Here is a 954-nt window from a genome sequence, read left to right as displayed (position 1 = left end):
GGCTGGTGCCGCGTTCCTCGGCGAGGGCCACCAGCCGCTCGGAGTCGGCGAGTTCGTAGGCGAGGGGCTTGTCCACGTAGGTGGGCACACCCGCTTCCAGGAGCCGGCCGACGATCTCCGGGTGGGCCACGGTCGCGGCGTGCACGAAGGCCGCGTCCAGGCCCTGGGCCAGCAGCGAGTCGAGGTCCGCGTGGCACTGCCGGGCGGGGATCCGGTGTTCGGCGGCGAGGGCCGCGAGGGTGGCCGGGGTGCGGGTCTGCAGGTGCAGCTCGGTCCCGGGCAGCGCCGTCAGTACCGGAAGGTACGCCTTCCGCGCGATGTCGCCGAGCCCGATGCAGCCGACCTTCACGAATGTCTCCCTGGATACCTCACCGCGGCCGTGTCACGACCGCGTCACCCGCGTCCTTGGTCCCGGCAGCATACGTGCGCCCGGGCGACCGCCGGCAGGCGATCCCGTCCCGGGCGTGCGGGACCGGTCCGGGGTGACGGACTGCGGGACGCCCGGGAGGAAGCGCGTGCGGCGCCACAAAGCGATGGTCGACGGGGCTCCGATGGGTGACGATGGCCCGCATGACGACAGATGCACGTTCCGCACCCCCGGTCGACGCCGACGAACGCGCCGTGCTGGACGGGTGGCTGGACTACCACCGCGCGACCCTGGCGAAGAAGTGCGAGGGCCTGACCGACGCCCAGTTGCGGGAGGCGTCCGTGCCGCCGTCCGAGTTCACGCTGCTCGGCCTCGTACGGCACCTCGCCGAGAACGAGCGCGGTTGGTTCCGCGAGGTCCTCGCCGGCGAGGAGCTGCCGCCGATCTACGGTACCGAGGAGGATCCGGACGGGGAGTTCCACGTCACCGAGGCGGACACCTGGAAGGAGGCCAGGACCACATGGCTGGCGGAGATCGAGGCGGCCCGGGCGAACACCGCCGTGGTGGGGCTCGACAGCCTGTCGGTG

General features: G+C 72.5%; 2 protein-coding genes. One reads left to right on the top strand and one right to left on the bottom strand.

Going from position 1 to position 954, the window contains the following annotated elements:
• Positions 1 to 349 (bottom strand): Gfo/Idh/MocA family oxidoreductase (locus tag IH13_RS0131465; protein WP_031089694.1); only part of this gene is annotated, 349 nt, incomplete at its 3' end.
• Between the two features lie 221 nt (positions 350 to 570).
• On the opposite strand from IH13_RS0131465, the gene IH13_RS0131460 reads away from it, so the two are divergent.
• On the top strand, positions 571 to 954 hold a 384-nt coding region (locus tag IH13_RS0131460), incomplete at its 3' end, for a mycothiol transferase (RefSeq protein ID WP_031089692.1).

This window comes from Streptomyces sp. NRRL WC-3549, from assembly GCF_000721935.1.
In the GTDB taxonomy this organism is placed as follows: Bacteria; Actinomycetota; Actinomycetes; order Streptomycetales; family Streptomycetaceae; genus Streptomyces.
This window is presented reverse-complemented; position numbering and strand designations above follow the sequence as displayed.